Origin of the sequence: Bradymonas sediminis (assembly GCF_003258315.1) — a bacterium.
Lineage (GTDB): Bacteria > Myxococcota_A > Bradymonadia > Bradymonadales > Bradymonadaceae > Bradymonas > Bradymonas sediminis.
Window position 1 is genome coordinate 2,618,425 of the sequence record NZ_CP030032.1, and the last position, 26,697, is coordinate 2,645,121.

General features: G+C 60.5%; 21 protein-coding genes. 5 read left to right on the forward strand and 16 right to left on the reverse strand.

Translation table 11 applies throughout. The annotated features are described in order from the left end of the window. Nucleotides 1–167 precede the first annotated feature (167 nt). The 16 genes from DN745_RS09930 to DN745_RS10005 form a co-directional block, all read right to left on the reverse strand. Nucleotides 168–1,835 (reverse strand): NADH-quinone oxidoreductase subunit N, encoded by a 1,668-nt coding sequence (locus DN745_RS09930; protein ID WP_111334460.1) that lies wholly within the window; start codon nt 1,833–1,835, stop codon nt 168–170. A 90-nt stretch (nt 1,836–1,925) separates the two neighbouring features. After that, nucleotides 1,926–3,713 carry a complex I subunit 4 family protein gene (locus DN745_RS09935; RefSeq protein WP_162687583.1) on the reverse strand — a complete coding sequence of 596 codons (1,788 nt, stop codon included), beginning with the start codon at nt 3,711–3,713 and terminating at the stop codon, nt 1,926–1,928. Nucleotides 3,714–3,830: 117 nt separating this feature from the next. Continuing rightward, nucleotides 3,831–5,978 (reverse strand): NADH-quinone oxidoreductase subunit L, encoded by a 2,148-nt coding sequence (gene nuoL / locus DN745_RS09940; protein ID WP_111334464.1) that lies wholly within the window; start codon nt 5,976–5,978, stop codon nt 3,831–3,833. Between the two features lie 156 nt (nt 5,979–6,134). Next, nucleotides 6,135–6,446 (reverse strand): NADH-quinone oxidoreductase subunit NuoK, encoded by a 312-nt coding sequence (nuoK, locus tag DN745_RS09945; RefSeq protein ID WP_111334466.1) that lies wholly within the window; start codon nt 6,444–6,446, stop codon nt 6,135–6,137. 62 nt (nt 6,447–6,508) lie between these two features. After that, nucleotides 6,509–7,348: an NADH-quinone oxidoreductase subunit J family protein gene (locus DN745_RS09950; protein WP_111334468.1), complete on the reverse strand. Its 840-nt coding sequence runs from the start codon at nt 7,346–7,348 to the stop codon at nt 6,509–6,511. 162 nt (nt 7,349–7,510) lie between these two features. Then, a complete protein-coding gene (gene nuoF / locus DN745_RS09955) occupies nt 7,511–8,815 on the reverse strand; it encodes an NADH-quinone oxidoreductase subunit NuoF (protein ID WP_111334470.1) in 1,305 nt (434 codons plus the stop codon). A 118-nt stretch (nt 8,816–8,933) separates the two neighbouring features. Then, on the reverse strand, nt 8,934–9,461 hold the full coding sequence (locus tag DN745_RS09960) for an NADH-quinone oxidoreductase subunit NuoE family protein (protein WP_111334472.1): 528 nt from the start codon (nt 9,459–9,461) through the stop codon (nt 8,934–8,936). Between the two features lie 273 nt (nt 9,462–9,734). Then, a complete protein-coding gene (locus DN745_RS09965; protein WP_111334474.1) occupies nt 9,735–11,813 on the reverse strand; it encodes a hypothetical protein in 2,079 nt (692 codons plus the stop codon). A 275-nt stretch (nt 11,814–12,088) separates the two neighbouring features. After that, nucleotides 12,089–12,580: a GNAT family N-acetyltransferase gene (locus DN745_RS09970; RefSeq protein WP_111334476.1), complete on the reverse strand. Its 492-nt coding sequence runs from the start codon at nt 12,578–12,580 to the stop codon at nt 12,089–12,091. Nucleotides 12,581–12,630: 50 nt separating this feature from the next. Beyond that, nucleotides 12,631–13,137, reverse strand: a complete 507-nt coding sequence (locus DN745_RS09975) for a hemerythrin domain-containing protein (RefSeq protein WP_162687584.1) — start codon at nt 13,135–13,137, stop codon at nt 12,631–12,633. Nucleotides 13,138–13,276: 139 nt separating this feature from the next. Continuing rightward, nucleotides 13,277–14,203: an NAD-dependent epimerase/dehydratase family protein gene (locus DN745_RS09980; protein WP_111334480.1), complete on the reverse strand. Its 927-nt coding sequence runs from the start codon at nt 14,201–14,203 to the stop codon at nt 13,277–13,279. Next, complete coding sequence (locus DN745_RS09985) at nt 14,200–15,066, reverse strand: lysophospholipid acyltransferase family protein (protein ID WP_111334482.1); 867 nt, start codon at nt 15,064–15,066, stop codon at nt 14,200–14,202. Before DN745_RS09985 ends, DN745_RS09980 begins: the two co-directional genes overlap by 4 nt. 37 nt (nt 15,067–15,103) lie before the next feature. Next, a complete protein-coding gene (locus DN745_RS09990; RefSeq protein WP_111334484.1) occupies nt 15,104–16,834 on the reverse strand; it encodes a hypothetical protein in 1,731 nt (576 codons plus the stop codon). A 176-nt stretch (nt 16,835–17,010) separates the two neighbouring features. Next, a complete protein-coding gene (locus DN745_RS09995; RefSeq protein WP_133621793.1) occupies nt 17,011–18,030 on the reverse strand; it encodes an endonuclease/exonuclease/phosphatase family protein in 1,020 nt (339 codons plus the stop codon). A 243-nt stretch (nt 18,031–18,273) separates the two neighbouring features. Then, the gene (gene purC, locus DN745_RS10000; protein WP_111334488.1) at nt 18,274–19,002 is read right to left on the reverse strand and encodes a phosphoribosylaminoimidazolesuccinocarboxamide synthase; all 729 of its coding nucleotides are present in this window, start codon (nt 19,000–19,002) and stop codon (nt 18,274–18,276) included. A 413-nt stretch (nt 19,003–19,415) separates the two neighbouring features. Continuing rightward, nucleotides 19,416–21,773, reverse strand: coding sequence for a bifunctional serine/threonine-protein kinase/formylglycine-generating enzyme family protein (locus DN745_RS10005; protein ID WP_162687585.1), 2,358 nt, complete (start codon nt 21,771–21,773; stop codon nt 19,416–19,418). Nucleotides 21,774–22,129: 356 nt separating this feature from the next. On the opposite strand from DN745_RS10005, the gene DN745_RS10010 reads away from it, so the two are divergent. From DN745_RS10010 to DN745_RS10030, 5 genes are all read left to right on the forward strand, one after another. Beyond that, nucleotides 22,130–22,450 (forward strand): hypothetical protein, encoded by a 321-nt coding sequence (locus DN745_RS10010; RefSeq protein WP_133621792.1) that lies wholly within the window; start codon nt 22,130–22,132, stop codon nt 22,448–22,450. 5 nt (nt 22,451–22,455) lie between these two features. After that, entirely contained in the window at nt 22,456–23,220 is a 765-nt protein-coding gene (gene surE / locus DN745_RS10015; RefSeq protein WP_111334494.1) for a 5'/3'-nucleotidase SurE, read from the forward strand. A gap of 78 nt (nt 23,221–23,298) precedes the next feature. Next, the gene (locus DN745_RS10020) at nt 23,299–23,829 is read left to right on the forward strand and encodes an adenine phosphoribosyltransferase (RefSeq protein ID WP_111334496.1); all 531 of its coding nucleotides are present in this window, start codon (nt 23,299–23,301) and stop codon (nt 23,827–23,829) included. Nucleotides 23,830–23,890: 61 nt separating this feature from the next. Beyond that, nucleotides 23,891–24,826, forward strand: coding sequence for a signal peptide peptidase SppA (sppA, locus tag DN745_RS10025; RefSeq protein ID WP_111334498.1), 936 nt, complete (start codon nt 23,891–23,893; stop codon nt 24,824–24,826). Nucleotides 24,827–24,950: 124 nt separating this feature from the next. Continuing rightward, nucleotides 24,951–26,660, forward strand: a complete 1,710-nt coding sequence (locus DN745_RS10030) for a TolC family protein (protein ID WP_111334500.1) — start codon at nt 24,951–24,953, stop codon at nt 26,658–26,660. Nucleotides 26,661–26,697: the final 37 nt, after the last annotated feature.

Below are 26,697 nucleotides of genomic sequence, written 5' to 3' on the forward strand. Positions count from 1 at the left end.
GCCTTTTGCTTGCCATCGAGCCTTCCCCCCTGCCCTCGCCTGCCACCGCCAATCTTCGCCCTCCTGCGGCCCTGGGCGGAATGAACGAAACGCCACGCCACAAGAAAATCAAAAGGCCCACAACTTAAGTTGTGGGCCTTTTGATTCAGATGCTTGTGAGCGTCCTCTTATTTCGCCTCGTTGGCGATTTTGCGTTGCTCCAGTCGCTCGAGGTCAGCACGACCGGCCTCGATGACTTCCTGCACCGCAGCCGGCGCACCTCGGAAGTCGACCATGGCCTCGGTCGCCCAGCCCATCACGCGGCCCGGGACGATGCCGATGTAGAGCGTAAGAATCGCGCAGACGACGATGGCGTAACGCGCGCCTTTGCTCGCCGCGGGGCGAATGTCGCGGGTCACCGGCTTCATATACATGCTGACGATAACGCGCAGGTAGTAGTAGACGCCGGCGAGGCTGGTAAGGACCGCGAAGATCGACAGGCCGATGAACGCGAACTCACCGGTGGCGGAGCCAACTTCGACCGCCGCCTGGAAGATATAGAGTTTACCGACGAAGCCAGCCAGCGGCGGAATGCCCGCGCTGGAGAACATGAAGATACCCATGCACAGACCGATGACCGGGTATTTAAACCCGAGTCCGGCGAGCTGGTCGTAGGTCTCAGCGGTTTCGCCACGACGGCCGAACCAGGCCAGGACGCCGAAGGCGCCGAGGGTCGCGAAGGTGTAGGTGAACAGATAAAAGATCACCGCGTCGTTGAGCACGAAGAACTCGGGGCGGCTGGCAGCGGCCGTGAAGCCGAGCAGGATATAACCGGCGTGCGCGATACTCGAGTAGGCGAGCATGCGCTTGACGTTGTCTTGTTTGATGGCGACCAGGTTACCCAGGAGCATCGAGGCAGCGGCGATGAACAGGAACGCGTCGACCCAGCCGTAGCCGAAGAAACCGCCCTGCAGTTCCGGAATCGAGAAGGCGATAAGGAAGACGCGCATGATGGCGGCGAAGGCGCCCGCTTTGACCGCGGTGGCCATGAAGCCGGTGCCGGTGCTTGGCGCGCCGGTGTAGACGTCCGGGGTCCAGAAGTGGAACGGCACCGACGATGCCTTGAACGCAAGACCCGACAGGATAAGCAGGACACCGAATGCGACCATGCCAAGCGAGGCTTTCGCCGACTCGGGGTTCGCCATCAGTTCGGTGAGCTGCAGGCCAATATACTCGAGGTTGGTGGTGCCGGTGATGCCGTAAATAAGGGCGATACCGTAGAGCATCATGCCCGCGGAGAACGCGCCCAGGAAGAAGTACTTCATTCCGGCTTCGGCGCTGCGCGAGTCTTTGCGCAAGAAGCCTGCGACCACGTAGACCGGAATCGACATCACCTCGAAGCCGAGGAAGAAGGTCAACAGGTCAGCCGCGCCGGCCAGAATAATCACGCCCGAGATGCTAAAGAGCACCAGGACATAGAACTCGGCCCGGTCCATCAGATGGCTGCGCAGGTAGCGCGGGCTCATCATCATGGTCAGGATACCGGCCGCGCCGGCAAGCACCGCGAACAGGAGCGTGAACTTATCCAGGTAGAGCATCCCGTGGAACGCCGGCAACTCCAGGCTCTTATCCCAGAGCATCCAGCAGCTCAATACCAACACGCCCAGCCCGACAGCCGAGAAATTCGCGAGATACCCGCGCCCCTGGTCCCCGCGATGGAAACCATCGATCAGGATGACCAGCAGCGCCGTGACGGCGGCGATCGCGGCAGGCACCACCGCAAGATACTCGCTCATCATCGGCGGCGTCAGCATCGCCAGGGTGTTAAATTGGACCATCAAAAGTGCATTAAACATGAGTGACTCTTTTTATTTACCAGTTCGACCGGCCGGAGCGGGTCGGACAACTCTTAGGCAACTCGCAAAAGAAGCATCGCCGTGAATAGTTCAGGGATTATCGGAGGAATCACCGTCGATAATCTTTCCCTTCGGAAGCCAATTCTCGCCCTGGGTGGGCGTCACAGTCACGGACCCGGTGGCGCTCACATTCGCATCCATATACTGGAGGAATTGGTGCACCGAGCTGTCCATGCGGCTCAAAAAGAATTTCGGGAAAACGCCCATGACGATGGCCATCACGACGATCGGCACCAGGTAGGTGATCTCACGCGCGTTGAGGTCATGCAGGACTTTATTCTTGGCGTTGGTCAGCGGGCCGAACATCACGCGGCGGAACATCCACAGCAAGTAGCAAGCGGCGAGGATAACGCCGAAGGCTGCGACGACGGCGAAGATATAGGCGGTCATCTCGGGGCCGGCCTGCAGCGAGTTCTCCAGCGGGAAGACCGGGGTCTTGCCCAGCTCAAAAGCCTGGCGCGCGCCTTCTGCGGCGTCGGGCGCCATGAAGACGACGGGCTCGCTGAACCAGAGGAAGTGACTCTGCGACGCGCCGAGCATGGCCATGAACTCACCGACGAAGCCGTTGAGGCCGGGCAGACCGACCGAGGCCAGCATAATGAGGCCGAAGACCCCGGCGAACATCGGCATTTGTTTGGCGATGCCGCCAAACTCGCTGATCTCCATGGTATGGCGGCGCTCCTTAAGGATGCCGACGCAGAGGAAGAGTCCACCGGTGGCGACACCGTGGGCGATCATAATGTAGATAGCGCCGCTAATTCCCAGCGGGTTCATCGCGACCAGGCCAAGCACACAGAAGCCAAGGTGAGCCACCGAACTATAGGCGACGACCTTCTTCATATCCGACTGAACCATCGCGATGAGCGCGGCGTAAACGATGCCGATGACCGACAGGACCGCGATATAGGGCGCGAAGGCTTTGACGGCTTCGGGGAAGAGCGGGAACGCGAAGCGAAGCAACCCGTAGGTCCCCATCTTCAGCATCACGCCGGCCAGGATGACCGAGCCAGCGGTGGGCGCATGCACATGAGCAAGCGGCAACCAGGTATGGAACGGGAACAGCGGCACCTTGATGGCAAACGCCAACGCGAAGGCGGCGAAGAGGAAGAGCTGCTCTTTGTAGGTCAGGTCGACCGCGAGCATATCCGCCAGCATAAAGCTGTGCTGGCCGCTGGCGTCGCCGGTCTTCAGGTAGACATAGAGGATGGCGATGAGCATCAACAAGCTGCCGGCCATCGTGAAGATGAAGAATTGGACCGCGGCCTTGATGCGCTTCTCGCCGCCCCACACACCGATGATGAGATACATCGGGATGAGCATCATCTCCCAGAAGATATAGAAGAGGAAGACGTCGGTCGCCATGAAGGTGCCGAGCATCGCGGTCTCGATGAAGAGCAGCGCGATCATATATTCTTTGACGTGCTTATCGACCGCCGCGTAGGTCGAGAAGATGGTAATCGGCATCAGGAAGGTGGTCAGGATGATCAGCCACAGGCTGATTCCGTCGATCCCGGTCGCGTAGGAGATCCCGAGACTCGGGATCCAGTCCACCGGCCCCTCGATGAGTTGGAAGGTGAACGCGCCCGCCGACTGGGTCGGGTTCGGGTCGAAATTCAGAAGAATTCCGAGGCTCACGAAAAAGACGCCCAGAGAGAAAATCAACGCGGTATTGCGCAGCGCCCCGACCTGCTCTTTGGGAATCAGCATCAATGCCAAGACCCCGAGCAACGGTGCAAAGGTCACCACGGTCAACCACGGAAAACTCCCGTCGGTCAACGCCGTCCCGAGGGTTAGCGTGGAGGAAATTATGTTCAACATATGTATCGCTTCAAGCATCTATTGACATCCTCGATTAGTCAGCCTGCAAAACTTGATTCATTCGACCGCCGGTGCGCGCTGAGACGCACGCGGCAGTCCTCACTCGATTCGAACGACTTAAATGCACGCGGGGTACATCACCGCCAGGACAATCAAAACCAGTCCCAGCGCGATATAGATCGCGTAGCGTTGCACGTTGCCGCTCTCCAGATTGCTCAGGATGCCGCCGAATGCCGCGGCGAGCCACGCCAAGCCGTTGGCGATCAATCCGTCGATGATATTGTGGTCGAACCAGCCAAGCGCGCGACCGAATTTAACCGAACCCTGCACGAAGACCGCGTCGTAGGCCTCGTCGACCCAGTACTTGTTCTTAAGCACTTTGTGCAGTCCGCGCACGCGCTCGGAGATCTCTCCGGGCAGCTCGGGGCGTTTGAGATACATAAACCAGGCGGTGCCGATTCCGCCGCCAGCGATGATGATGCTGACCGCCGCGGAGATGGCCTCGGCGGTGTACGGATGCGCGCCGAAGCGGCCAAAATAGCGGAAGTTGTTGGAGACGACGAAGACTTCGTCGAGCCAATGCTCGAAACCGAGCATGATATTATAAGCGGTGCCGTCGTGGAGTCCGAGCCACCCCGGAACGAAATGCGGGAAGCCGATATAACCCGAAATCACGGCCAGAATGGCCAGGACCAACAGCGGAATCGCCATGGTAGGCGGAGACTCATGCAGGTGCGAGATGGTTTCGGCGTCGGCGCGGCACTCACCCTCGAAGGTCATGAAATACGCGCGGAACATATAGAAGGCGGTCATCGCGGCGGTCAGAAGACCCATGATGAAGAAGAACCAGTTGAACCCGACGACCCAACCCGCCACGTCGACGGCGCCTTCACTAAGAATGGGGCTCGCCTGCACGGTGGTCAAAAGGTCGATGGAGATACCGTTGGCCACGACATCCGGGACCGACAGGATATGAGCGTTGGACAGGGCGCTCCACAGGATAAGGTCCTTGGAGAAGAAGCCGCTGAAGAACGGCACACCCGAGATGGCCAGACACGCGATGAGGAAGGTCTTGGAGGTGACGGGCATATATTTCTTTAGCCCGCCCATCTTTCGCATATCCTGCTCGTCGCTCATCGCGTGAATCACGCTACCGGCGCCCAGGAAGAGCAACGCTTTGAAGAAAGCGTGTGTCATAAGGTGGAAGACGGCCGCGCCATAAGCGCCCACGCCAACCGCCAGGAACATATAACCGAGCTGGCTGACGGTGGAATACGCCAGGACTTTCTTGATGTCGTTCTGCACCAGCGCGATGGTCGCGGCGCCAAAGGCGGTCAAGCAACCCACCGTGGCGATCACGATGCCGGCAACCGGGTCCAGCGAGAACACGAAGTTCATGCGGCAGATAAGGAAGACACCGGCGGTGACCATGGTCGCCGCATGCATCAGCGCGGAGACCGGCGTCGGGCCAGCCATGGCGTCGGGCAACCAGGTATACAGCGGAATCTGCGCACTCTTACCGGTGGCGGCCATGAACAGCAGCAGCGACACGGGAAGCGCGATCGGCAGCAGGTTGATGGCGGTCTCCGGGTTGGTCGCGATCATCTCGATCGAGCCATAATCGAAGGTGCCGGTTTCGTAGAATAGCAGGAAGATCGCGGACAGAAACGCGAAGTCACCCACACGGTTGATGATAAACGCCTTCTGACCCGCAATGGCCTTGGCCTCATCGGTGTACCAGAAGCCAACGAGCAGATAACTGCTGACGCCGACGCCCTCCCAACCGATGAAGGTGACCAGCATATTCTTGCCGAGCACCAGCAGGAGCATGGCAAAGACAAACAGGTTCAAATAGGCGAAATAGCGCCATTTGGCCGGGTCTTTGGCCATATAGCCGACCGAATAGATGTGGATCAAAAAGCCCACGCCCGTGATGATCAGGATCATCAGCGCGCTGAGCGGGTCGAGCAGGAATGAGATATCCAGCGACAACGCGCCCGAATAGATCCACTCATAGACGACATAGGTCGCCTGGCCGTATTGCCAGACCTCCTCACCATTCACGTTGACCATGGCGCCCTGACGGAAAAGCGTCAGCGCGGCGACCATCGAGAAAAGGAAGGACATGAAGATCGACGACGGCCCAATCCAATCGAGGAGTTTCGACGGAAGTTTGGCGCCCAAGAGCCCGTTGATGATTGCCCCGAGTAACGGGAACAATACGATCAAACCAAGCACACTAAAATTTGTAAGATGCGGTTCCATGTCAGCGAGTCTCGCTCCAGCAGAAATTCATTCCGTGGAATTCATTTCAGGGTGGTTGAGTCCTAAAAAGATACGGGCCTAATGTGCCCTTCTTCCACAAATCGGGCCTGGATTATGGCCCGGTCGGTTATGCGCGCGGCGTGCAAAGATAGACGTCTAATATTGCAGCTCAGCAGCCTGATCGACGTTGACGCTACGCTTATGCCGAAAGAGGTGGATAATAATCGCCAGCCCCACGGCGGCTTCGGCCGCGGCAACTGCGATGACAAAAAATGCAAAGATCTGCCCATCCAGGTCGACGCGGTATTTGCTAAACGCAATGAACGTCAGGTTCACGGAGTTAAGCATCAACTCGATGCACATAAAGAGCGTGATGGCGTTTCGCCGGATCATTACACCGAGCAAGCCAAGGCTAAAAACAGCCGCGGCGAGGATCAGGTAATGAGCCAGTGTGGGTTCCCAGATCATCGATTAACTCCAGATGAATCCCGCCCAAAACGCGGCGGGATCTCGTCATATAAAAAGCGTTTTTATAGTCGTTTCTTAGCAAGAATCACGGCGCCCACGATGGCGGCGAGCAACAGAATCGCCGTCAACTCGAAGGGGACCACGAAGCGGTTGACCAGCAAAAGGCTGATCGGCTCGACGGTGCCGAAGACGGTGCCGGAGCGGTCCTTGCCGCCGCCGCGGATGGCGACCGGGCGCCCATCGGGGCCCATCGCTTTTCCGGGGTGCTCGGCCGACGGCAGCTTCTCCATCAGCCCGGGCGGGACCACATAGGGCGTATCGTCATTGAATCTTGCGTATTTATCGGTCGCGTAGGTCGTCTCGCCCGAATTCCAGGAGCGCAGCTTGTCTGCGTAGCGCAGTTCAAGCGCGTCCTCGGTATTAAAGGCGTAGAGGCCGGGAATCGCGGTTTCAACTTCCACGACGTTCGAGGCCTTGGCCTCGCCCTCCCCTTCGGCATCCGTCGCCTGGGCTTGCTTCGCCTCGGCGAGGGTCGCGTCGACCTTGTCGAAGTCGACCACCGCAACGATGGCAGAAGCCGCAAAGATAAAGACGGCCACCGAGGAGGCGACAGCCAATATCTGATGCAGGCTAAACAGCCGTGGGCCCAGGTCCTCGTCGCTCAGATTGAGCAACATAATGATAAACAGGAAGAGCACCATGATGGCGCCCCCGTAAACCAGGATCTGGATGACGGCCATGAAATGCGCCGACAATAACACGTAGAGCCCGGCAAAACAGAAGAAGTCGGCGATAAGCGCCAACGCACTGTAGAGCGGGTTACGAAAGAGGACGACTGCCAGGCTCGTGGCAAGCACGCCGGCTGTAAATATCCAAAAAAATAGGGGTTCCCAAAAACCCATGAACTACTCTCCTTCTGACAGACACGACTCCAAAAATGGAGCGCCGTGAAAGATATCGTGACTGACGAGATACGGCTTCAATCTCGCGTCTGATAGCGCATTTATACCAACAGGTCAAAGCCGCGCGGCGCGCGGTTTAGCGCAAAAAATAAGCTCTTATAATTAAGCGACTTCAATCCCGGTATTGCGGGCTTTTCCCCACGCGGGGAACGAGCAGCAACCGTCTTTGATATGTGCCTCAAACTCGTCGGTGAAGACCTGCACATAGCTGCGAAGCGGCACCGCGAAGGCGTCGCCGAGGGCGCAAATCGTATTGCCCTGGACGTTGTTGACCATGTCGAGCAGCAGCTCGAGGTCTTCCATGCGCCCTCGCCCGTTCTCGATCGCGTCGAGCACCTTGGCCGACCAGCCACTGCCCTCGCGGCACGGGGTACACTGGCCGCAGGACTCATGGTGATAGAAGTGGGCGATACGCGCGGCCAGCCGCACGATGCAGGTGGATTGGTCAAAGAAGGTGATGCAACCGGTGCCCATGGTGCTGCCGAACTCGCGCATCCCCTCGATCGCCATCGGCGCGTCGAGCGCGTCGGCGGTCAAGATAGAGCAGGAGGACCCGCCCGGCACGATCGCCTTAAGCTCGCTGCCGTCGAGCATGCCGCCGCCGTATTCCTCGAGCAATTCACGGATCGTGATGCCGGAAGGCGCCTCGTAGACGCCGGGCTTTTTAATATGGCCGGACAAACCGTAGAGCTTGGGCCCACCGTTTTTCTCAACGCCGATCGACGCGAACCACTCACCACCCTTCTCGATGATAAACGGAATGGCCGAGATCGACTCGACGTTATTGACCAGGGTCGGCGCGCCGAAGACGCCCACGATTGCCGGGAACGGCGGCTTAAGGCGGGGTTTACCCGGCTTTCCTTCGAGGCCCTCGATCATGCCCGTCTCCTCACCGCAGATATACGCGCCGGCCGAGGAGTGGACGTTGAGGTCGAAGTCAAAGCCCGACTTGCCCATGATATCTTTGCCCAGCAGGCCCTTGGCGTAGCACTCGTCGATGGCCGCCTGGAGTCGCCGCTGCGCCAACTGAAGCTCGCCGCGCACGAAGATATAGCCGTAGCGAATCCCCAGGGTATGCGCGGTGATGATGCAGCCCTCGATCAGGCGCATCGGGTCGAGCTCCATCAGGTAGCGGTCCTTGAACGTCCCCGGCTCACCCTCGTCGGCGTTGACGACCATATACATCGGCACGTCCGAATCCTTGGGCATGAAGCTCCACTTCACCCCGGTGGGGAAACCTGCACCACCGCGGCCGCGAAGGTTCGACTTCTTGACCTCATCGATGATGGTCGGCCCGTCCATCGTCAGGGCTTTTTTAAGCGCCTGAAATCCGCCGTGGGCCTCATAGACCTTGAGCGTATGGGCGTTGGGGATCGAAAAGTTCCGGCTGAAATAGAGTTCATCCATGGTCGTCACGCGCCTTCAAATTACTTGAGACAATACATCTGGGAGCTGCGAATCGTTCAACGAGTACTTCAGAAACGAGCCGCATAAGTGTCTGCGTCGAAAAGCTTCGCGCAAAAAATTAATGCATACCCGCGGGCTGCGGAAGCAGCGACACGCGCGCCTCGAGCTTGGCGAACATCGCATCGAACTTCGCGTCGTCGAGTTTCTCGAAATATTCGATCTCCCCGTCGGAATAGGTCACCATCAGCATCGGCGCGCCGCCGCATGCGGCCAGGCACTCGACTTCTGAGAGCGTATATTTGCCGTCCGCGGTGGTCTCACCGGAGCGGATATTCAAGCGGTCTTCAATGCGGTTAATCAGGTCGAAACCGCCGCAAACCGCGCAGGTGAACGTGGTGCATACCTGCAGGTGTGCTTTACCAACGGGCTGCTTATTATACATGGTATAAAAAGTAGCGGTGGCCAGCACTTGAGCGGGGTTAAGCGCGAGACGCTCGGCCAAATAGTCCATGACTTCGACTGAGATCCAGCCAAACTCGGCCTGTGCCAACAAAAGCGAAGGCAGCAGCGCTGCGTGGGTATTCGGGTAGCGAGACACGAGCGTCTGGAATTTGGTCTCGGCCTCTTCGGAAAATTGTAATGCCATAGCCTGGGAGTCCTAAAGGGATCGATAAGCGCAGATTCTACGCGTTATGGACGCGAATAAAGCCGCCAATGAGCCTCCGTCGCCGCCCATACGCGCGACGCCGGCAATTGCTCGGGGCAGAACTAGTTGGAAGGGGCGTGAATTGTCAAGATTGCACCGACTTTCGCGGCCCCCGGCGCAGTCGGGCGAGGCAAAAAGACCCGCGCGGCGCAAAATGCACCGCCCGGGTCTTGTCATAGGCGCGGCGGCGATCGAATCGCGGCGCCAAACCGATTAGGGCCCCTCAACCAGGCCGCTCACACGATCGACCCAGAACGCTCCGTCGCCGATATAGGTGAGCTCCAACGAGGAGACGCCGTTGGCGACCAGCCTGTCGGCTCCATTGGTGTGAATTTGCTCGCTATCCCCAACAACCACCAAATCGTCGCCGGACGCCGACGAGGCGATGGCGCGCCAGCGGCCAACCGGACCGCCCAGTATCCAGGTTTCGCCCGCGTCATTTGAGGCCAAGAGTCTTCCACTCTTTTCGACGGCCACCAGTTTGGTGCCGTCGGCCGACGAGGCTACGGCCCGCCAAAGACCATATTCCGCTCCCTCGACCCAGTACTCGCCCGAGTCGGTTGAAGTGTAGAGCCTCGAAGTATCCGAAGCGAGAAATCTGGTGCCGTCCGCAGACATCGCCACTGCTTGCCAGGAGCGGGTCGGTCCATATGGGTTCCAGGTCTCGCCCGAGTCGACCGAAATATAGATAGACCCGTTTTGTTCGACGGCCGCCAGTTTTTTGCCGCTCCCCGACGAAGCAACCTGCCGCCACTGGCGGTCTGTGTCGCTCATGCGTTCGGTCCAACTCCCGCCCGAATTGTTCGAGGTGTAGATTTTCCCATTCCACACCGTTGCCACCAGCCGGGTACCGTCGGCCGAGGAGGCCAGCGAATTCCAACTGCGCTGCGTGGCGCGCCATGTCCAATTCACCCCTGCGTCGTACGAGGTGTAGATATACCCGCCGTCCGACGCCGCAGCCAACTTCTGACCGTTTTTCGACGAAGCCACAGCCTCCCAGTTACGGCTCGATTCGCGTGGGATCCAAGTCGCCCCGGAGTCGCTTGAGGTGTAGATCTTTCCGCCAAATTCGGCGGCAACAAGTTTGGTCCCATCCGCTGACGAGGCCACGGAGGTCCACTGTCGGCTCGAGTCACGCGGCGTCCAATAGGTCATCGCGCGCTCGAGCGAGTTCGATGCGAACTCAAAGCTCTGGCCGGTGCCCGGCGCGACGCTGACACGACCCGTGCCGTTATTGATGACACGGATGGTGTCGCCGTAGTTAAGCACGCTGCTGTCCGGCAAGTCGATCGTCCAATCACTGGTGCCGCTGGCGATAAAGCCGCTATTCGGCTGGGCGGTCGTGTCGGACGAGAGTTGGCTCCATGTCAACGCATCGGCATCCTGACCATCCTGACCATCCGCGCCGTCCTGACCATCCGCACCGTCCGCACCGTCCTGACCATCCGCACCGTTCTGGCCATCCGCACCGTCCTGACCTGCAGGGCCCGCGGGACCTTGAGCACCATCTGCACCGTTGCAGACATAGCTAGGCGAATCAGCACCGACCTGCAGCTTAACGCCACCGCCGCCGCAATTGGCCCCGCTCGGTTCAGCGCTTATTGTGACGCTCTGACCATCCTGGCCAGGCGTTCCATTGCATACGAACGTGGGCGTTCCCCCACCGACCTGCAATTTCACACCACCATAGGTGCAGTTGGCGCCCGCCGCCTCGGGAGTCGCAGTGACACTCTGGCCATCCGCGCCGTCTTGGCCATCCGCACCGTCTTGGCCATCCGCGCCCGGCGCGCCGTTACACACATAGGTCGGCGCGCCCTCGCCGACCTGCAACGAGACGCCGCCGCCCGCGCACGCCGCGCCTGCAGGCACTGCCGCAACCACCACGCTGTCGCCGTTCGACCCCGGCGTGCCATTGCACACATAGGTTTTCGACCCCTCGCCGACGCGTATTGAGGTTCCACCATAAGTACACTCGTCACCGGCCGCGACCGCGCCGAGCGCTACCGCCTGACCCGCCGCCCCGTCCGCCCCCTCGCAGAGATAGACCGGCGCATCTGCACCTACCTGAAGCGCCACTCCGCCGTACTCGCAATGCTCACCTGCCGGCTCCTCGAGAGCAACGACTACAGGCGACGCCCCGTCCGCCCCGTCACATATATAGGCCGTCGCGATGGAAGCATTCCGCGCAATTTCAATAAATTGGCCACCATTGGCACAATGCTCACCGGCCTCCTCGGCGGTGATGGTCGCGGTGAGGTCAGCCGGCTCGTCGCCACCGCAGGAGGACAGCATAAATAACACTAGAAGCAACGGAACAATTCGACTGCGCACAAGACTCCTTAGGAAATCCAAAATGGCCGATCAGCATACGACCAACTCAGCGCGAACCACAAGCCGAAAACTAACTTTTTGCAAACTCTTATCGAATCATTGATTCCGGAATTGGTCGACGCCGACAAACCGCTATTAAACGGCGCAGTCGAACAAGACAAAAAGACCCGGGCGGCGCAAATTGCGCAGCCCGGGTCTTGTCATAGGCGCGCGGCGATCGAATCGCGGCGCCAAACTTATAAGAACTCTTGGGGGCCGAGGCGATAATAGAAACGCTCGCGCCCCAGGCGGTGAAAACCCATCGTGCGGTAGAGCACCGACGCGGGGGTGTTGCCCTGGTACGCCTCGATGTCGATGCCGCGAAACCCGTGCTGGTCTGCGTAGTCGAGGACGACATCGACCAGCTCGCGCCCGATGCCCATGCGGCGAAAGTCGGGGGTGACATAGAGCTCTTCGATCCACATGGCGCGCCCGGCGAATTTGAGCGACCAATTAAAATTGGCAAGCACCACGCCGCAGGGCTCGACGCCCGGGCCGGGTCGCGCGACCCGGCACAAAAACGTCGGCTCCTCGGCCATGCTCCCCTCGACGACATGCGTGGCGAGTCGGAACATATCCTCGTCGGTGATGCCGACGCCCAGGTCGGTCATATCTTCGAAGAAAAGCTGCCCGATGCGCTTAATGTCGGCGAGGGTCGGGGCGTCGTAGAGAATCTCAGGCTTATCCATTCAGATCATTAATTACTAAAAAGTAAGGCGCAGGCCGCGGCCCCGCGTCATTAGAGCTTGCTGATTTCTTCGCGCATTCGCTCGCGCTGGTCGGCAGGCATGCGCGCCAGCGCGTTATCAAAGAGGCGATTCTCGTTGACCGCGTGATTATGCACGAGCTTACACATCTGCTTGATAACTTTGAGGATTTCTTCGGGGCGCTCGCCCTGGGCGACGTCCGGGAGCTTGAGCTGGCGGTTCAACCAGCGGGTGCGGTCACAGATGAGCTCATGGCCGTCGACCAGGCGCGCGATATCCTTGGCGTACTCGGGGAATTGCGCCTCAATTTCGACAAAGAAGACTTCTTCTTCCTGGTTGAAATGATGAAGCATCTCCTCGAGCGCCATCTGCAGGTCTTCCTGCGCGGTCTCGAGCGCCTCGCCGCGGCGCGGCTCTTCGAGCTCCCCGCTGGTGATCTTCTCGAAGGTCTCGCCGATATCGTCGAAGAGCCGGCAGAGATGATCATGTTCGTGATGAACAACGTCGAGCAGTTCCGAGTTCTCTTTTGTGTGTTCCATGGCATCCAGCTTTCGATTCGAGGAGATACAGCAGGTCGAGCGCCCGGCCCGGATGGTCCGAGGGTTCAACGCTGAGCGAAAACATAGCCACGGCGGGGCTAATCTGCAAGCGTGGCGGGCATGCGGGCGCATTCGCGCGCTATTCGGAGAGCGGGTGCGCCTGGGCATAGGCGTGCATCGTCTCGATCTCATCGAAACGGGTCTCAAAGCCGGTGGCTTTGCGGAAGGCGTGGTCGTCGACCACGATGGGGTATTTGATGTGGGCGGTGGCGCCGCGGGGAAGATCGGGCAGGCCGAAGCGGCCGACGCTGAGGTTAAACAGCGGCTCGGGGATCATGACGCTCTTTCGCCCGGTCGCCTGGATAAGCAGCGACAGCGGCACGGGTTGGGGGCCGGCGACATTATAAACGCCGCGCAACTTATGCTCGAGCGTCTCGCAGATGGCGCGGGCGGCGTCTTCTTCGTGGATAAATTGGTAGAGCGGGTCGAAGCCCAGGATGGTCGGCACCCGCGGGCCGCGGATATAATTGGCCAGCGTGCCGCGCCCGGATTCGCCCAGGGTGTAGCACAGGCGCAAAACGGCGGTGTCCATCTCGGGGAAGCGCCACAGGGCCGAGCCGGCGAAGAGGTCGGCGGCGACGAGGTCGGCCAGCGCCGGGAAGGTCGACACGGCCAGGGGCGGGTCGGCCTCGCTGTGGTGGTTCGGGGCGTCGGAGGCGGCGCCGTAGAAGGTATGGCGCCCCACGAATACGGCGTGCTTGACCCCGTAAGTGTGGCAATGGTCGAAGACCGTACGGGTGCCGCGCAGGTTGATGCGGTAGCGCTCCTCGGGGCCGGCGGACACATGCGTCACGGTCGCCATATGGATGGCGGCGTCGGGGCGCTCGGTGCGAAAGACATCTTCGGCCGGGCGTTTTCGGATATCGGCGTGAAACATCTTCACGCCCTCGGGGGCGCTCGGCCACCCGCGCCGGTCAACGCCCAGCACCTGATGCCCCGCCGCGACCAATCGCCCCGCCACCAGACGCCCGAGCTTGCTCGAAATTCCTGTAATCAGCACTTTCATGGGTCAAACCTCACCGCATCATTGTCGATTCTCGGCTTTGGGCGAAGCCCGCCAAAGACCGAGCGCCGCTCCACCCTGCCCTGCTCGATCAGCTCGGAGATACGCTCTTTGACCTGCTCGACATACCCGTTGATGACGCGGTCTTCTTCGTTGCCATTGCCGCTAAAATACATCGGCTCGCCGTAATAGATCTCGCAGTGCACCGGCATCGGCAGCGGCAATAGATAGGGAGGCACCGGGATATAGGGAACCCCGATGAGCTTCGCCATTTTTTTGAGGTGAAATGCGGTAGGCAGCGCCTCTTCGCCGCCGATAAACGCCATCGGAATCACCGGCGTGTTGGTGGCCAGGGCCAGCCGGATAAACCCGGTGCCGAAGCGCTCCAACTTATAGCGATCCTTGAAGAGTTTTCCGACGCCCCGAACGCCCTCGGGGAAGACCATCAGGAGACGGTCATCGTTGAGCAGGCGCTCGGCGTGCTCGGGAAGCCCCGCGAATTGCCCCACCCGGCTGAACCAATGCGACAAAAACGGCAGGCTCTGGGCGAATTTCTCAACCATCCCTTGAGCCAGGCGCGGCGGGTCCATTTCGGCGAAGAGTGACGCCAGGACCATCGCGCCGTCCACCGGCAGGCCGCCGGAGTGATTCCCCACGACCATCGCCCTTCCCTGGGCGGGAATATTCTCGATGCCGTGGGTGCGCACCGTGAAATAATCACGGTACAGCGGCAATAGAAGGCTATAAAAAACCGCCAAATAATCCTGAGACACCCCGTAGGGGTCGAGTCCATAGGCGTTAAACGGGAGCTCGATGCGCCGAACCTTCTCGGCGACCTCTCGATTGGTAAAAAATTTCAGCGACATAAATTATAGCCTTCTAAAGTCCATCAAAACCGAAAGCTCAGGGATTTGCTCCGCCCGCAGCGCTCGGGTTAATGCTCAGGTGGTAGTCCATCACCAGCGCGTGGTCGGTGGCGTAGAATTCCATGACGAAGAGCCCGAACATATTGGCCATCGTATTGAACATCTCGACCGAGCCCGGCGACTGCCCCATGGACATCGACTGACGGGAAACCTCCTGCATCAACTTGCTATAATCGTAGGCGAAGATGACCAGGGGATCCTGGGTTCCAGCCGCGGGCTCGGACTCGATGCGGTTGGCGAGCTCCTCCTTCATGCCGGGCCCGGTCGACGCGCCGAGCGCGTCTTGGGTCATGACGAGAAAGAGGTCGATCAGGCCGCTTGCCTGAGCCAATTCGGGCACCGACAGCGCCACGCCGTCGGCCTTGAGCTGGATATTCTGCAATTGCGGAACGAAGGTGCGCATTTGCGAGAAGACGCCGACCGGGTTCGAGCTGCCGAGCATCGCGAGGCCTTTGACGCTCTCGGCGCCCGCGTTGAAGTCCACGTCGTGGACGCCGACAAACGCGCCGCGCAGGGTGCTCAAAAATTGCGGCATCATGCCCGACATGCCGGTGGTCCCCTGCGCCATCTCATTGAGATACGCGAAGTCCTCACATTGGTAGGGGTCTTCGTTGATGCGATTGGCCTGGACGTTGGCGAAATCAACCGCCTTCTTGATGTCGACGCCGAGACCAAAGGAGAAGAGCATTTCGCTAAGCGACGCGCCGCTAAAGCCGGGGATGGGCGAGCCGATGGCGGCGAGTTCGGCGGCATACGGCCCCTTTACTTCCAGGGCGGCCTTCATGCCGAGCATCTCGGTGGACACGGTCGTATAGCCAAAGACAAGGCGCGGCGCCTTCGCGACCATCTCCATGGTCTCAGCGCGGCAAACCTCGGAGAGCTCCGGGAAGTTGAACCCGCTGGCTTCAATCATCTCAGCGGTCACCGGATCGGCTGCGGTCGCGCCGGTTACGGTGCCGACGATGCCCTCGATATCGACATACCCCACGCCAAAGGGGGTCATCTTATATTGTGCCTGGATATCCTGGATCGAGTTGACGTCGGCCAGGGTGCGACCGAGCTCTTTTTGGCCGAGCATATATCCAACGAAGTCGTCGAACGCCTCGCTGGGGGCAAGGCCCACGATGAGCTGCCCGTCGGTGACGGCCACGGCGATTTTCACCTCTCCGCCGTCATCGTATTGGCGATAGGTCACCTTTCCGCTGGCGCGCATCTGCGGGGCCAGGCCGGATTTTGCGTCCAGGCGGTCGAGCAGCGCGGTGAACGCCTCAGAGTCGCTCAAGGTGACGCGCATGACCGGGAACCAGCCGATGCCATAGACCGCCATCTGCGGGGTCGCGGAGATGCCGAGGCTCTCAAGGCCCTCCACGCTATCGACCCCGCTGAACTCCTCGAGCAGGGCCGCCACGAGGCGCTCTCCCGAGTACTCCGACCCGCCGCCCATCCCCATATTATTCAGCTCACGGCTGGCCTGCGCGCTCAAGGCGCCATATTGAGCCAAATACGGCTCCATGACCTCGCGGGGAAACGGCTTCAGCGTGGTGAAGACATAGGGGGAGTTGGCGGGAATCTTATCAAAATAGACCGGAACCCGCGCCTCGTCGCCCGTCAGCGCCCCATCCTTGGTATCCGGCGAGCTGGCGCAGCCGACGCTGAAGCTGGCGAATAAGAAAATCGAAAAAATTAGTACGAGTAAACGACGATTCATTAAAATCTCCAGGAAAACGCAATCAAACTTAATAACTAAAATCGGGCGCTCCGAGCGATAACCCGCGATCGAAAATGGAGCGAAAATTTGGGTGCGACGCACGTCGCCTCATGCGCGCGAATACGCGGCGCATCGATTGCTCACATAGCACGATTTATACACGATACCAGCCGCTTTTATCGCATTTCGAACTGCCCGACTAGGGCACTATGATCCGAGCCACCGTAGCCCACCCATTCCCCCTCGTCGTGCAAAGAATGCACGCTCTCATTGACGTAGCGCCCGCCGCGGGTCGGCGCGATGAGCAGGTGGTCGATCTCCTGGCGACGCTGTTGGTACACGAAGGTATAGACGTCGAGGATATCCATGCCCTCGGCCACCCGCTTGAGCAGGCCATCGCCGGTCAACGCCATCAGCGGCTCGGAGTCCGGGGTGTCGTTGAGGTCCCCGCCCAGGATCACCAGCGCGCCGTCGTGATTCGCGGCGACCTCGGTGACGATCTGGTGGGCGGTCTTCGCCTCGGCGATGCGCCGCCCGGCCTGGTCCTGATATTTGGCCTTAAAGTGGGCCGAAAACGCGATCACTCGCTCCCCTTGAATATCTAAGTCGACCCGCAAAAAACGGCGCGAGAAACGATAGGTGCTATCGTTAAGCTCCGAATACTCGCGACTGTCGACCAACGCACCGCGCGCAAGCACCGCGACGTCGAGTGAGGCTGAATACCCGGTCTCCGCCAGAATCGCGACGGGATACGGGTCATCAAGCGCGGCGTTGAGCGCGTCGAGCACCGCCTGGGTCTCGACCTCCTGGAGGAAGATAATATCGGCGTTAAGCGCGTCGATCGCCGCGGCCCGCTCAGCGATCCGCGCGTCGAACTCCGCCTGGCTCCACTTGCGCTCAAAGTCATTGGGCCCGCATTGGCCAGACTGGCAAATTGTGTCGGAGAGGTGGTGTTGATTAAAGGTCGCGACCGTAATGACGGGGCCAACAATCGCCTCGGCCCCCGGCCCACTGCGCCACCCATCGCCGACCACGGAGCCGACGGCGTCTTGCTCCCCGCCCACATCGTCCGATTGCCAGGCGTCAACCGGGTCGCGCCAATCCGAGTCGGGGGGCGCAGACCCGCAGGCGGCGAACCAAAAAACGCATAGCAACAAAAGGGGCGACAGGCAGCTGCGAAATCTCTGATTTATCACGCGGACTTGCTCAATGAGGGGAATTTCACTCAACGATTCACCCGGCATCATAGGCAGATCGACAGCCTAAATCCAACGCAAAAGGCCCCCAAAACCTGGGGAATTGCGCGGATAGCAAAAAGTCGGTGGCGGGCAGGAACTGTCGAGTCGCGGGGGATGCGCAGCTCGGGCGCGCAGGCGCGCGTCGCAGCCCGAAGGCCGGGCTTGGCTCAGGGGGGCAAGGGCGCCGCTTGGCGCGGCAACTCAGACTTCGACGGGCAGACTCAGCTCAAGGCGGCGCGCGATCTCCTGATACGCCTTAATCAGGTCACCCCTGTCGTAGCGAAACACGTCTTTATCAAAACTCTCGCCGGTCTCCATATCCCACAGCCGGCAGGTGTCCGGGCTGATTTCATCGCCCAGAATCGCCCGACCGCCCGCGTCGATGCCAAACTCGATCTTGAAGTCGGCCAGCCGAATCCCCGCCTCGGCGAAGATCGGGCCGAGGATGGTATTCACCTGAAACGCGGTCTCTTTGATGCGGGCGAGGTTCGCGGCGTCGACAAGCCCGAGCATCTCGATATGGGTGTCGGCAAAGAGCGGGTCGCCGAGCGCGTCATTCTTATAATAGGTCTCGACAATGGGCGGCTCGACCGCGCTGCCGGCGGCAAGCCCGGTGCGCCGGCCCAGGTTACCCGCGACGACATTGCGCACGACCACCTCGAGCGGGATAATCTCGAGCTTTCGCACCAGCATATCGATGGGGTTTTGCTGCTCGACATAATGGGTGCAAACACCCGCCGCTTCGAGCTTCTCGAAGATAAACGAAGAGATCGCGCAATTGAGCACGCCCTTGCCCCGGAACTTCGCCGATTTCTCACCATTAAAGGCCGTGGCATCATCCTTAAAGCGCTGGACATAATGCTCAGGGTCGCCGTCAATAATCAGTAGCTGCTTGGCCTTACCTTCATAAGCAATATCAAAATGCGTCATGATTCATCTCTCCTGAGTTTAAAGACGCGCGGGGAAACGCGCTCAAAAATCTCGTCGATTTGGCGAAGCGCCCTGGCGAGGCAGAAGCAATCATCGCCCTGCTCCGGGCTCAAAGGCTCCGCGATCACGGCATTGTCGCGGGTTCGCGCCTCAAGATCCAGTTTTTCTTCTGTGACCGCACACAGCCTGATTCTCCCCGGCGAAATCCAACGCTCGCGACAACCCGGCACCACATTTCACAGCGCTGATGCAATATAAGCGCGGATCACCCGCGGGACGAAACAATTCAATACGGTTTTTTCTTCCTACACATATCCCCCGCTCCACTCAAGTCAATTAGAACGCAAAACGGCGGGCCCGAAGACCCGCCGCGTGCAGCCAAATACGGTGCCAGGCACCGCGTTCAACGAAACTTATTCAGCGTCCCCGCAGCAGCGGAAGCCGATATTCGAGCTGCCCGAGCCCGGCGCTTTGGCCGAGGAATAGCCGCATTGCGCGACGTCCGAACCGCTGTCGAAACCACCGCCAGCGATGCGTTGCTCGGCGACCCACTCGTGGGCGTTTCCGACCATATCGTAGGCCCCGGAGCGGCTGCGGCATTGCTTGAAGGAGCCCGCGGCAGCCAGGCTGCGCTCGAACTCGTCTTCGTCCACGGTATTGCAGCTATCGGGGTTCCACTTGCTGCCGTAGGGGTATTTGCTACCGCAGGCGCTGCGCCACTCCTGCTGCTTGCACAGGCGCGCGCCGCGGGCCTCGCAGAGTTGCTGGGCCTGGAACCAACTGGCGTTGGTCTTGGGCTTGGAGCCGCGGCCCGGGTATTCGTAGGCGTCGATGCAATAATTGCCGGATTTGCGCTTGATAAGCAGCATCCCCGCTTTGCATTTGGTGCCGGCGGCGGCGACCTTCTCAGCCGGCTTGTCGGCCGGTTTCGCGGCGCCCTTTGCGGCAGCCGGCGACACAGCAGCGCCCTTAGCGGTCGCGGTCTTCTTCTCGGCGGCCGGCTTCTCTGCAACCTTTTGCTCAGCGGCGCGCGCGCCGTCGGTTTGCTCCGAAGCCTCGGCTTCAGCGGCGGCGGCCGCCACCGCGGCGGCTTCCTGCGACGCCTTCTCTCCCGCCTCTGCCTGGGCTGCGGCCGCCAGGGCTCCCGCGCTCTCAAGCGCCTTCTGGCTGGCCGCGAAGACCGCCTGCTCAGCCTCCTTCTGCGCGACGCTGACCTTCTCAGACATCGCCTGCGCGTCCGGGTCCGCGGCCACGGCTTCTGCGCCACTCGCCTGCTCCGCAGCTTCCTCCTTCTCGCCATCCTTCGCCGAGTTCTCGGCGCTGACGGTCGCGGAATCACCGAGCTCAACCTTCTCGGCCGGCGCGTCCCGCATCGCCCAAGCACCCACACCGACGATCAAAAAGAGCGCCAGGATGCCGGCGAGGATGACCCCCGGCGACAGGCTGGAGCGCTGCTTAGCCGGCGCGGCGCTCGGCGGCGCCGGCTTGACCGATGTGGTCGTCGGCTCCACCTCTGCGACGCTTGGGATGCTCGGCAGCTTCGGAATATCCTTCGCATCCGCCCCGCTCTTCTTGGCGGCTGCGGCGGGCTTTTTCTTGCCCCCCTTATTCTTGCTCTTTTTCTTCTCCCGCACGACATCCCGCGGCACCTCATTGGTGGCCAACAGGTCGCCTAGCTCCAGGTCATCGTCCTGGGAGTCGCGCACGTACTCACGCGTCGCCATATCGTCGGCAACATTCTCCGCGATCGCCGCCGCGTAGTCGCTCGACTCGCTCAGATCGCTCAACGCATCCCCAGACTCAAGCGTCGCCTCATCGGCCTCGAGCTCGGGCGCCGCGACCGGAATCGCTTCACCCTCGGCGTCATCGGGCGCCACCGGACGCACAACCACCTTGGTGGCCTCATTGTCGCCCGCCTGAAGATGATAGGGCACGCCGCCGAGCAACGCCCCGGTGTCGATAAGCGTCGAGAAGTCCTCGCTGAGCGCCTCGAAGCTATCGTAGCGCTCGGCCGGGTCCTGGGCACAAGCCCGCCGGCACAAAGCGTCGAGCGGACTGGTCGCCGCCTCGGTCGCCCCGGGCGTATAATCCGGCCCAAAGACCATCTCGCCGATCATCAAGCCAAGGCTGAAGATATCGCAGCGCGGGTCAATCTCGCCGACTTCTACCGACTTGTCTTTGAGCGCGCGCAACTCGGGGGCGAGGTAGCGGCTCTCGGCCAGGCGCGGGATCACCTGTTCGGTGTCAAACGCGGCCAGCAAATAATGGTCGGTGAGCTTGATGAGCTCGGGCATCAAAATAATATTGTCGGGCTTTAAGTTGCCGATCGGGAATTCCCGGTGCACATGCCCGGCCGCGCGGATGATCTGATTGAGAATCGGCTCAATCTCATCAAGCGGAAAATGCTCGCGTTTCTGGCGGCGCATCTTCATCACTTTGCGCAGGCTCAGCCCGTCGAGCGCCTGCATCGACACCCACGCATGATCTTTGTGCACCCCGCTGCAATGCACCCGCACCACATTGGGCTGGGTCAGCGTGCGCGCGGTGCGCGACACCTTCAGGAAGCGCTCCTGGTCCTGAGGCTTGGCGATCAACTCGGGCGTGAACACCTTGAGCGCGACCTGCGCGTCAATCAGCGAATCCTGCGCCCGGTAGACCTCACCGAAGGGCCCTCGCCCGATCAACTCCCCGAGGATAAAGCGCTCGGAGACCTCTTCGTTGGGCGGAAAATACCGGTCTTCGACCTGAATGGCGCGCATTTGGCGCGTCATGCGCTTGAGTCCGTCCGAGCGCAACTTCGCACGCCCAACGCCGCGTTTCAGGTCGGCTTGGCAATTGGGGCAGGTCGAATCTGTCGCGGAAACCGGGCTTCCACATTGATGACAAAGCACGAGGGCTCTCCTTGGGCGCAGCAAATGTACAGAGTTAAGGCACCGCAGTTGCGGCATTAAATCACAGGGTTGTTCCCATAATACAGCGAATGGGACTACCAAATCACCCCGCCACGCGCAACCTGTAGCGCGCGCGTTACACCCTCAAACCTTGACTTTCTGCATAGCAACCAGCATGTTGACGGGGATAGGAGTATAGCAACTTTTTCAGCCCTACAGGTGACAAGATGGCGGATATGAAAGACGACTTTCTCAAGATGGCGATGAAGGCGATGCAGAACACGACGGTTCAAAAAGTGATGGCCAGCGAGAAGGTCCAGAAGGGCTTTGCCAACGCTTTTAAGGCATCCTACGACGTCAAAAACAAGCTCGACCAGAAAAAATCGGACCTCGCCGAGCAATTCAACCTTGCGACCAAAGACGACCTGCGCACCATGAAGCGCGAGCTCGACCGCCTGCAACGCCAGGTGTCGAAGCTCAACCGCGACAAGAAGGACGCGAAGGCCCAAAAGTCGTCTTCGTCCAAGTCGAGCACCAAAACGAACTCGAACGAGTAGTACCGATGGCAAAGCCCATAATCCTATTGACCAATGATGACGGCATCAACGCCCCCGGCCTGCACGCGCTCGAAGAGGCGATGGCCGAGCTCGGCGAGGTCTGGGTCGTCGCCCCGGCCACCGAGCAAAGCGCGGTAAGCCAGGCCATTACGCTGCGCTCGCCGGTGCGCGTGCGCGACTGCGGGACCCGTCGATTCTCGATCTCGGGCACCCCCACCGATTGCGTCTATGTCGCGCTGAATCGACTGCTCGAGAAGGTCGATGTCTGCGTGTCCGGGATCAACCACGGCGCAAACCTTGGCGACGACGTCCTCTATAGTGGCACCGTGGCCGGCGCGATTGAGGCCACCCTGCGCGATGTCCCCGCGGTCGCGGTGAGCCTGGCCGGCTACAAAGATTTCGACTTCGGCGTGGCCGCCCAGGCCGGGAGAAAGCTCGCCGAGCAGGTGCTTCGCCGCGGCTTGCCGCGCGGCGTCTTCCTCAACTGCAACGTCCCCCAGGACGCCAGCCCCGACGAGGACTTCACGATCTGCAAGCTCGGGCGCAGAAATTACCGCCATATGGTCGAAGAAAAGCTCGACCCGCGCCACAACCCCTATTATTGGATCGGCGGCGCCGAGGTCGGCTTCGACGACCTGCCCGGCAGCGATTGCAATGCCATCGCCGAGGGAAAGATCAGCGTCACGCCGGTTCACCTGGATATGACGCATTATCGCTTCGCCCGCGAGCTTGAGTCCTGGGATGGACTGAAGGGATTTCACACCTCCTAAGGCCTCGCTTTTAGCCGGGCTTATTTTGCGCAACACCCACTCTATTTCTCTGCAAGAATCACCGCGAGTTGCCGTATTATGAACACACTCGAAGCGCGTATTAAATCCGATATCCGCGAGATCCCTGACTTTCCCAAACCGGGAATCGGCTATAAGGATATCACGACGCTGCTCGACAATCCGGAGCGCTTCGCCGAGGTCATCGACGCGTTTAAGGCGCGCTACGCCGAGCAAAATATCGACCATATCGTGGCGATTGAGAGCCGCGGATTCATCTTCGGCGCCCCGCTGGCCTACGCGCTGGGCGTGGGGCTGAGCCTGGTGCGAAAGCCGGGCAAGCTCCCCTATAAATGCCACTCGGTCGACTACGCCTTGGAGTACGGCAGCGACACCGTCGAGATGCATATCGACGCGGTCAAAGAAGGCGGGCGTGTCCTGGTCATCGACGACCTGCTGGCCACCGGCGGCACCGCCGCGGCGGCCTGCAAATTGGTCGAGGCCTGCGGCGGCGAAGTCGTGGAATGCGCGTTTTTGGTCGAGCTCGCCTTTATCAACGCGCGCGAGGCGAAACTCAAAGACCAGAAGGTCTTCGCGTTAGCGACCTATTAACCCGAAATGACGGGCAGCAATCCTCCGGATTTCAACTCCGACTCGAAGCACACGGCATACGATGAGTGACGAAACCCAGCAGCCCAGCCCCCCGACGCCGAAGCCAAACCCATCGGATTCCCGCGGGTTATTAACCGTCGTCGCGATCTTCGGCGGACTCTTCGTCGTCCTGCTGATCTTCGCGGTGGTGATGCTCGGCGCGTTCGGCTCGGGTGCGGGATTAAGCACCGGGCCAAACCAGATCGGGGTCATCGAGATCACCGGCCCCATCATGGAGAGCAAGAAGACGGTCAACGACCTTCATCGCTTCGCCAAAGACGACAATATCAAGGCAATCGTGGTGCGCATCGACAGCCCCGGCGGGTCGGTCGCGCCCAGCCAGGAGATGTTCCAGGCGGTGCAGCGCGCCGCCGAAAAGAAGCCGCTGGTTGCCTCGATGGGCTCCACCGCGGCCAGCGGCGGGTATTATATCGCCATTGGCGCGCCCAAAATCTTTGCCAACCCCGGCACGGTGACCGGCTCGATCGGTGTGATCTCACAGGTCTTCGGGGTCAAAGGACTCCTGGACACCATCGAGGTCGACGTGCACACCATCAAGACCGGCCCCTACAAAGACACCGGCTCGCCATTTCGCGAGTTTAATGAGGACGACCAGCGGTATTTTAACGGGCTCATCACCGATCTTTATGACCAATTCATTGAAGATATCGCTGCGGCGCGCAACCTCAAGCTCGCCGAGGTGCGCGAGGTCGGCGACGGCCGCGTCTTCAGCGGCCGGCAGGCCAAGAAGCTGAAATTAATCGACGAAATCGGCTCGATGCGCGACGCCATTGAGTGGGCCAAAAAGGAAGCCGACATCACTGATGATGAAACCCTGGTCTACCCGCCCGACGAGAGCAAAGGGCTGCTGTCCAGCGTCATCAAGGGCGCCGCATCGACCGCGGTCGAGGAAATCCGCGCCCAGCAAACCCCGGCGTTTGAATATCGCATGCCCTGACGCAACGCCGCGTCGACCTTATAAGATGATAACGGGCCCAATCCCTGCGATTAGCCCGTCTTCCTTTGCGCATTATATTTTTATTTAATACCGAATTAATATCATATACTGGCCAAAATCTATCATGCTTAAAACGTCGCGCAGGTCGCTATTCCCCCTCCTCTTCCTCCTCGTCTGCACGACCTCGACGGCCGCGGCCCAGGACGCGCCGGCCGGCGACGACCCCATCAACCCGATGGAGAAGGCGCTCTCTGATAAAGAGGCGCAAAAAGATGAGCCCGTGAGTGATGACGCGGCAGACGAAGGCGAGGACGCGTCTGCGAAAGAGGCGGACAGCGCTGAAGAGGCAGCCGAAGATGACGCCTCGGCGGACAGCGATGAAGAAGAAGATGCCGCGCCCGCCGATACGCCCGAGAAGTCTGACAAATCCGAGACGACCGAGAAGACCGCCTATTCTCTCGAAAAGCTCGTCGCCCTCGCCCTGCAAAACAAGGCGCTTATCAACGAATTTCACGCGAAGAAGGCCGCGGCCAAATGGGACCTGTACCGGGCCGAGCATATCACCTGGATGCCCTCCATTCAGGCGACGACCCTTCTGTCGGTGACCCCCGATAACGCCAGCCCGGACGCGTTTGACCGCAATATCGACCAATACCTTGACCTCGACGTCGGGCCTTTTGTGCGCCAGGACCTCAGCATCACGGTGCCGGTCTACACCTTCGGCAAGACCAAGGCGGCGGCCGCGCTGGCCAAACTTCAGATCGCCAATACCGACCTTGAATTGGAGAACGCGCGGCTCGAATCGGTCGTGCAGACCCAGCGCGCCTACTGGGGCGCGCGCCTGTCGCTGGCCTACCAGGAGATGCTCGAAGAGGGCGCCGAGCTCATCGGCGAGCAGCTCGACATCATGCAGGAGAAACGCGACTTCGGTGAGGTCGACTTCGACATCAAAGACCTGCGAAAACTCCAGATTTTTAACGCCGAGATTAAAAGTCGTCTGGTCGACAATAATAAGCTCGGGGTGCTGGCCCGCGCGGGGCTGCATTTCCTCACCGATATCCCGCAGCCCACCGAGATTCAGCTCGAGCCCCTGCGCGACCTGAACTCCCCGCCCAAGCTGCAGCCGAGTGAGTATTATATCGAGCGCGCGCTCGGGCATCGCCCGCAGCTCACCCAACTCGACGCCGCCGCCGAGGCGCGCCGCCAACAGGCCGAGCTGGCGACCTCGGAGTGGTACCCGGATATCTTCGCCGCCCTGCGCTTCGGGTTTAGCTGGTCGACGGCCGACACCGCCTTCCAGGAGATCTGCACGGCGCCGTCGCTCGACGCCGCCAGTGGGTGCGAATTCCCGCGGGATCAGGCGCGTATTGACGGCCAGCCGCTCTTCGCGCGCCCCTACGGCGACCCCTTAAATAGCCTCTCCCTGCAGGTCGGCGTCGGGCTTCGCTGGAAGATCGAACCCTTCCAACTCTACGCCAAATCCAAGAAGGCCCAGGCCCAGGTCCAGGTCGTCGAGGCCCAGCGCGAGCGCGCGCGAAAAGCCGTGGCCTTCGAGATCCGCACGCTCTACCAGAAGGCCGCCGATGAGCTCGAAAAGCTCGGGATTAACGAGGGCCGCCTCAAGGCCGCGGAGCGCTGGAGAAATCAATTCGGCATCTCGAACCAGACCGCCGGCGCCGACCTCAAGGACGCCGTCGACCCGCTGAAGGCCTATTTCGAAGCCCGCGCCCAATACCTGCAGACCATCTATGATTATCAGATCGCGCGCGCCGAGCTCGCGCGGGCGGTCGGCGCGCGCGGACTCACCGACGACGGCGAAGTCGTTGACGAATAAAATGAATGAAATCCCCAGTCGCGCGTCTATCTTATCG